7 protein-coding genes and 1 tRNA gene are annotated in these 7,232 nt (G+C 37.8%); all 8 read left to right on the top strand.

Going from position 1 to position 7,232, the window contains the following annotated elements; translation table 11 throughout:
- Positions 1-447 precede the first annotated feature (447 nt).
- Entirely contained in the window at positions 448-1,071 is a 624-nt protein-coding gene (locus AB1498_02910; GenBank protein MEW6087231.1) for a phosphoribosylanthranilate isomerase, read from the top strand.
- A gap of 46 nt (positions 1,072-1,117) precedes the next feature.
- Complete coding sequence (trpB, locus tag AB1498_02905) at positions 1,118-2,317, top strand: tryptophan synthase subunit beta (GenBank protein MEW6087230.1); 1,200 nt, start codon at positions 1,118-1,120, stop codon at positions 2,315-2,317.
- Entirely contained in the window at positions 2,304-3,113 is an 810-nt protein-coding gene (trpA, locus tag AB1498_02900) for a tryptophan synthase subunit alpha (GenBank protein ID MEW6087229.1), read from the top strand. Before trpB ends, trpA begins: the two co-directional genes overlap by 14 nt.
- Positions 3,104-3,943 (top strand): MBL fold metallo-hydrolase, encoded by an 840-nt coding sequence (locus tag AB1498_02895; GenBank protein MEW6087228.1) that lies wholly within the window; start codon positions 3,104-3,106, stop codon positions 3,941-3,943. Before trpA ends, AB1498_02895 begins: the two co-directional genes overlap by 10 nt.
- 83 nt (positions 3,944-4,026) lie before the next feature.
- Complete coding sequence (accD, locus tag AB1498_02890) at positions 4,027-4,872, top strand: acetyl-CoA carboxylase, carboxyltransferase subunit beta (GenBank protein MEW6087227.1); 846 nt, start codon at positions 4,027-4,029, stop codon at positions 4,870-4,872.
- A gap of 70 nt (positions 4,873-4,942) precedes the next feature.
- Positions 4,943-5,020: transfer RNA gene (locus AB1498_02885), tRNA-Pro, on the top strand.
- Between the two features lie 95 nt (positions 5,021-5,115).
- Complete coding sequence (locus AB1498_02880) at positions 5,116-6,213, top strand: cytochrome c3 family protein (GenBank protein MEW6087226.1); 1,098 nt, start codon at positions 5,116-5,118, stop codon at positions 6,211-6,213.
- A gap of 105 nt (positions 6,214-6,318) precedes the next feature.
- Positions 6,319-7,029: a carbonic anhydrase gene (locus AB1498_02875; GenBank protein MEW6087225.1), complete on the top strand. Its 711-nt coding sequence runs from the start codon at positions 6,319-6,321 to the stop codon at positions 7,027-7,029.
- Positions 7,030-7,232: the final 203 nt, after the last annotated feature.

The following is a 7,232-nucleotide window of genomic DNA, read 5'->3' as shown; positions in this document are numbered from 1 at the left end:
TGCTGACGGAATAAAAGAAATATTTGCAAAGTATTCAGGCATAGTTTTCAATAAAACAGGCCAAACAAATAATTTGATTTATCAAACGGCTTTATTTTGACGCTGAAATTTTGGGGATACTTCTCATAAGGTTTCGCTTGACGAAAACCGGCTTTATCAGGTATAATAATTAATTTAGGTTTGGCAAATTTTTAATTTCAAAATCTCTTTTTGCTTGACCCGAAACGCTTTTCTATAAATCTAAGCTCATTTTGAACGATTTTCACAATCCTATCAAGTAGCATTATCTTGCGTCGTGGAAATCGAAATTCCAAAATTTCGCTAAGATTTATAACAAAAAGCGTTTTTTCCGCCAAAGGCGGATCTGCCTATGGCATGAATAGACGCAAAAAGAAACCTTGAAATTAAATTTTGCCTAACTTATTATAATCTTTAAGCGGCAGGGAAATATTATTGATAAGAATAAAAATATGCGGAATTACAAGCTTGGAAGATGCGCTTGCCTGTGTGAATTACGGCGCAGACGCAGTTGGTTTTGTTTTTGCGAAAAGCCCGAGGAAAACGGATAAACATAAATGCAGGGAAATCGTACGCCGGTTACCTCCTTTTATAACTGCAGTTGGATTGTTTGCCAACCAGTCCATGCAAGAAATTAATGATATAACTGAATTTTGTCCTTTAGACGTTCTTCAATTTCACGGGGACGAATCAAATGAATTTTGCGAAGGTTTTAATAAACGGATAATAAAAGCATTCAGGATTTCAAATAGTGATGATTTGAAAGATTTGGACAAGTATAATGTTTCAGCATATTTGCTGGATAGTTTTAATAGGAGTAAATTAGGGGGGACAGGGGAATCATTTGACTGGAAATTAATTGAAAATGTCAAAAATAGAAGATTAATTTTGGCAGGCGGGTTAAACCCGGATAATGCAGGTGAAGCTGTCAGGAAATATTTACCTTACGGTGTCGATGTCTCGAGCGGGGTGGAAAGTTCGCCCGGGGTGAAGGACCATAAGAAGATAAAAGCGTTTATTGAAGCAGTGAGGCGGTTTTCTTCAAATATTTAAACTGTTACATTTTGCAATTTATATTTTGCAATGGAGTGAAAACGACATGATGTTGCCGGATAAAAAAGGACATTTTGGGGAATTCGGGGGGCAATTTGTTCCTGAGACATTAATGACTGCCCTGGAAGAATTAGTGTGTTCTTATAAAAATGCAAAAAAAGATAAAAATTTTATCGGTGAGCTTGACTATTATTTAAAAACATACGCGGGCCGTCCAACCCCGCTTTATTTTGCAAAAAGGTTGACAGAAAACCTGGGGGGCGCAAAGATTTATTTAAAAAGGGAGGATTTGCTTCATACAGGAGCGCATAAGATAAACAATACCCTTGGGCAGATCCTTCTGGCCAGAAGAATGAAAAAATCAAGGATTATCGCCGAAACAGGGGCGGGGCAGCACGGTGTTGCAACAGCAACAGTTTGTGCGATGTTTGGGCTGGAATGTGTTGTTTATATGGGTGAGGAGGATGTCAGGAGACAGTCATTAAATGTTTTCAGGATGAAATTGTTAGGGGCCGAGGTGCGCGAGGTAAAATCCGGGACAAGGACATTAAAAGATGCGATGAATGAGGCGATAAGGGACTGGGTTACAAATGTCAGAACCACTTATTATCTAATCGGTTCAACAGCAGGACCCCATCCATACCCGATGATGGTACGTGATTTTCAGGCCGTTATCGGCAAAGAAGTAAAAAAGCAAAGTATGCTGGAAAAAGGAAAACTTCCTGATTATTTAATCGCATGTGTCGGCGGCGGCAGTAATGCAATGGGGTTGTTTTATCCTTTTTATAAAACAAATTCCAAATTTATAGGTGTTGAGGCCGGCGGTTTAGGGTTAAATTCCGGAAGGCATGCAGCTTCGCTTTGCAGAGGTTCTGTCGGAATATTGCACGGCAGTAAAAGCTTTTTGCTGCAGGATGAAGACGGACAGGTTTTATCGACACATTCTATTTCCGCCGGTTTGGATTATCCGGGAGTCGGGCCTGAACACAGTTTTTATAAGAAAACCGCGAGAGCGGAATATGTATCTGTAACGGACAAAGAGGCTTTTAACGCGTTTAAACTTTTATGTGAAATAGAGGGAATCATTCCAGCGTTAGAAAGTAGCCACGCGGTGGCTTATGCTGTAAAACTGGCACCAAAATTGGAAAAGAAAGAAATGATCGTTATAAATCTTTCGGGACGCGGAGACAAAGATATAGGTATTGTGCAGGATTATATAAAAGGAAAAATTAATGGGCAGAATTGAGGAAAAATTTCACAATCTAAAAGAAAACGGGGAAAAGGCTTTAATTACATATATCATGGCTGGCACCCCTGATTTGCATACTACTGAAGGTTTAATTATTGAGCTGGAAAAACAAGGTGTGGATTTAATTGAATTGGGGGTTCCCTTCTCCGATCCTTTAGCTGATGGCCCGACAATCCAGGCGGCGGGGCTTAGGGCTTTAAAAAGCGGGACGACATTGCCAGGGATACTGCATTTGGTTTCGAATATACGAAGACGAGTGGAAATTCCTGTTATTCTAATGAGTTATTTAAATCCTATTTACCATTATGGAATTTCAAAATTTTTTCAAGATGCAAAAATAAAAGGTGTGGATGGTTTAATTATACCCGACCTGCCGCTGGAAGAAAGTAAAGAAATGGCTGATTTAGCCGGGCAAAATGGAATAGACCTTATTTTTTTAATTACACCCACGAGTTCAATACAAAGGATCAAAAAAATTTCCTTTATGAGCAAAGGATTTATTTATTATGTCTCTCTTACAGGTGTTACCGGTGCAAGGGAAAATCTTGCCGATGAGGTCGGCCCATTTGTCAACAAAATAAGAAAATGGACAAATAAGCCGGTATGTGTTGGATTTGGTGTTTCAACGAAACAGCAGGTAAAAGAAATTTTAAAATACAGCGACGGAGTAATTGTCGGAAGCGCGGTTGTTAAGAAAATTGAGGAAGGGCGGGATAAAAAAGATATTATAAAAAAAACGGCAGAATTTGTAAAAACACTGGTTGTTTCAGCAAAGGAGAAGCAATGCGCCTGAAATTTTGGGGGGTCAGGGGCTCCCTGCCTATAACGGGAAAAGAAACTCTTGTATATGGCGGGAATACATCTTGCATTGAGATTGATACCGGTAAAAAAGACGAGACTGTAATTATAGATGCAGGCAGCGGCATTAAGGCATTGGGACAAAAATTAATGGACAGGGGATTTTGCAATGGAAATGGTACAGGGTATTTATTTTTAAGTCATTATCATCTGGACCATATATTAGGTTTTCCTTTTTTTGCCCCATTTTTCACAAGAGGGGAAAACAAAAACAGATTTACTATTTATGGACCAAAACAAAAGAATGATTCTTTAAAGGAAATTATTAATCATTTAATCTCTGCCCCGTTTTTCCCGCTGTCTTTGAATAGATTAAGCGCGGCCCTGGATTTCAGGGAGATTGAGCCTGGTGAAATTATTAAATTAACTGATATTAATATTTCTACTGAAAGGTTGAATCACCCCGGCGGGGGATTAGCTTATAGATTTAATTTAAAAAAAATATCTGTTGTCTATGTGACTGATACTGAACCGATAAGTGAAAATAAACCGGATAATATGCTTACCGGTTTTATAAAGGGTGCTGATGTCCTGATTTATGATGCCACTTACACGCCCGAGGAATATGTTAATAAAAAAGGATGGGGCCACAGTACATGGAAACACGGAATTATGTTGGCAAATGAGGCATGTGTCAAAAAACTGGTTCTTTTTCATCATGATTTAGATCATTCGGACGAAAAATTATCAGAGATTGAAAAAGCCGCAAAGAAAGAATTTAAAGATATAGAATTGGCGCGAGAAGGGATGGAGTTAGAAATATAACGTGTAATGTGTAAAGGGATATTTTTGTTTTTAACTTATAACTTAAAACTTGCCACTTATGACTTTTAGGAGCGAAGCGAAAAATGGCCTGGTTTAAAAAGAAAATAGAAGAAAAACCAAAAGAGAAAAAGAAGGGTATTCCAAAAGGGCTTTGGGTAAAGTGTAATGGGTGCCAGGAAATTATTTACGGTAAAGAACTTGAAAATAGTTATCGTGTTTGCCCTTTATGCCAGTATCACTTTAAATTAACTGTGCAGGAACGGATAAATTTAATTGTTGATGAAAATACATTTATTGAATATGACAAAAACATTAAATCGGACGACCCTTTAAATTTTAAAGACCTGAAAAGATATGACGACCGTTTAAAAAGCGCAAAAGAAGAAACCGGTTTGGAAGAAGCTCTTGTGTCGGGCGAGGGTAAAATTAATGGACAGGATGCGGTTATTTGTGTTTTAACGTTTGACTTTATGGGCGGGAGTATGGCTTCTGTAGTGGGGGAAAAAATATTTCGCGCGATTGATCGGGCCATCAAGAAAAAATTCCCTGTGATTATAATATCCTCGTCAGGCGGGGCAAGAATGCAGGAGGGTATTTTGTCTTTAATGCAGATGGCAAAAACTACGGCGGCGCTTGCCAAATTGGCAACGGAAAAATTGCCCTATATATCCGTCCTTACTGACCCGACTACAGGCGGGGTTACAGCCAGTTTTGCTTCTATCGGCGATATTATTATTTCTGAACCCAAGGCGTTAATAGGTTTTACGGGTGCCAGGGTAATTGAACAGACTATCGGGCAAAAACTCCCCGAAGGTTTCCAGCGCGCTGAGTTTCTTCTTGAGCATGGAATGATTGATATGGTGGTTGAAAGAAAAGAGATGAAGAAAACTCTGGCGCAAATACTGGATTTTTTTAAAAAACGCCAATAATTCTAAGAGCATCTAATAAAATGATGTTCATTACGAAAACGTGCATTTTGTTAGATGCTCTAAATAAGGTCGGGGTGTAGCGCAGCCTGGCTAGCGCACTTGCTTGGGGTGCAAGGGGTCTCCAGTTCAAATCTGGACACCCCGACCATAAATTTTTTCATTTATGAAAAAATTTAAGTAGTTAGTATTTTGCTTTTAGTAATTTGTATATGGATAAATTAGATAAAAATGGAACTATCTTTGATGAACAGAAAAACAGTTTTTAAATATGCATCATTGATTGCTTTTTTATTTCTTTTTGGTTGGCCGTCTTTTTTGAACGCTGAAGAGAAAAAAAAAGAAGAGAAAAAAGAATGCTACGACTGTCATGAGAAAGAAAAAGAAACTTTTTCAAAAGGCAATGTTCATCCCCCTGTTGCTGATGGAGACTGTAAAGTATGCCATAAGGACCATGGAGATGAAAATAATTTAATTCTCTTGTTTGAAGTCGAGAAAGAGCTTTGTTTTTCCTGTCACGAAAAAATTGGCGAAAAGAGTTTTGTCCATAAACCAATAAGGGACGGCAAGTGCACATCCTGTCACAACCCCCATACTTCTGTTTTTGAATATCTTTTAAAAAATAAGATTCCGGAACTTTGTTTTTCGTGTCATAAGAAAAATCCGAAAGAAAATTACCTGCACACCCCGTATAATAAAGGGAAATGTTTGGATTGTCATAGTGTCCATGAATCAAACAGCCGCCGTTTAATGAAATTAGATTCAGGTAAAACCGTTGTAGTTATATCTGATTTATGCCTTAATTGCCATCAAAAAATCGCCCAGGGAAAAAATGTACATTTAATAGTTATGGCGGGTGAATGTTTGAGCTGCCACCGGCCGCATTCTTCCAGTTATCAGTTCCAGATGGCAGAACCTTTGGAAAAGATTTGTCTTATTAATTGTCACAAAACTTTTCAAAAAAACAAATTTTTACATAAACCGGTAAAAGAAGGAAAGTGTGTTTCCTGCCATGATCCGCATAATTCTCCAAATAACAAACTTCTTTTGCCTAAAGAGTATGTTGGGAATTATAAGGAAGATAAGCTTTGTTATCTTTGCCATGCCAATATGAGGCAAAAATATACAGAAAAAATCCACAAACCGGTTTTTGAGGGAAATTGCAGCGGCTGTCATTTGCCGCATGGATCGGAGACGAGGAAACTTCTGAAATACAGCGAGAATAAAGATATGTGTCTTAGCTGCCATACGCTTTCCCCTGTGGAAGATCCGATAAATAAAAGGCATACTTTGGACAAGATCCATACTAAATGTTTGGAATGCCATAACCCCCATGGAAATTAAGTAAAAAATTTTTGCGAAAAATATCTATGAATTTAAATTTTTTTATGTTATACTGCAATCTTTCAAAAAGATTAATTTATTAATCGAAGAGGAGGTATTTATTTTATGGGAAAATACAATCTAAAAAAACTGTGCCTGATTTTTGCTCTGGTTGTATCAATAAATTCATTAGTAATAGCTTCTGAGAAAGAAGAAACTGGGCATGGCGGTGCGCATCATTCAGAGGAAGGGGTAACACCGGATGCAGCTCTTGGAAGGTTAAAAGAAGGCAATAAAAGATATACAAGCTTTAATTTTGGAAATAAGGACTGGAAGGCAAAATTAGAAGAGGTTTATAACGGCCAGAAACCGTATGCAATTATACTCAGTTGTTCTGATTCCCGTGTAGCGCCGGAATACATATTTGATGCTGGATTGGGAGAGATTTTTATTATAAGGACAGCGGGAAATGTAGTTGATCCCGTAGTTTTAGGGAGTATTGAATACGCGGTGGCCCATTTAGGCTCAAAACTTCTTATAGTGATGGGGCATGAAAAATGCGGGGCAGTTACAGCAGCGGTTAACCATGCCAGTGAAAGTGCCAACATATCCGCAATTTTAAATGAAATTAAGCCATCAGTAGATATCATTGAAAAATCAGGCGATAAAGAAAATTTGACAGAGAGGGCAATACTTGAAAATGCAAATGCTATGGCTAAAAAAGTAACAGAGGGAAGTCAAGTTATTAGTGATCTTGTTAAAGAAGGAAAATTTAAAATAATAAGCGCCAAATATTTTTTAAAAGACGGCCGCGTGGAATTCCTGGAAGGTAAATAATTTTAATATACCTTTTTTGTTTTATAATTTTGGAAATAGGTCAGGTTTATATTTCTGGCCTATTTTTATTTAAAATTTTTGGTTCTGTTGAAATCCTTTAATATATAGCCCGAAGAAGACGAAAAGCTCCTCCAGAGAGAAATCTTTGGAAAAAGGAGGAGCTTTCGTGAAACAACTTACAAGCTATGAACAGTTTATCCTGG

The sequence above is a fragment of the bacterium genome, from assembly GCA_040754625.1.
Classification (GTDB): domain Bacteria; phylum JACRDZ01; class JAQUKH01; order JAQUKH01; family JAQUKH01; genus JAQUKH01.
The sequence above is the reverse complement of the archived record's forward strand: the minus strand, read 5'-3'. Positions and strand labels throughout refer to the sequence as shown.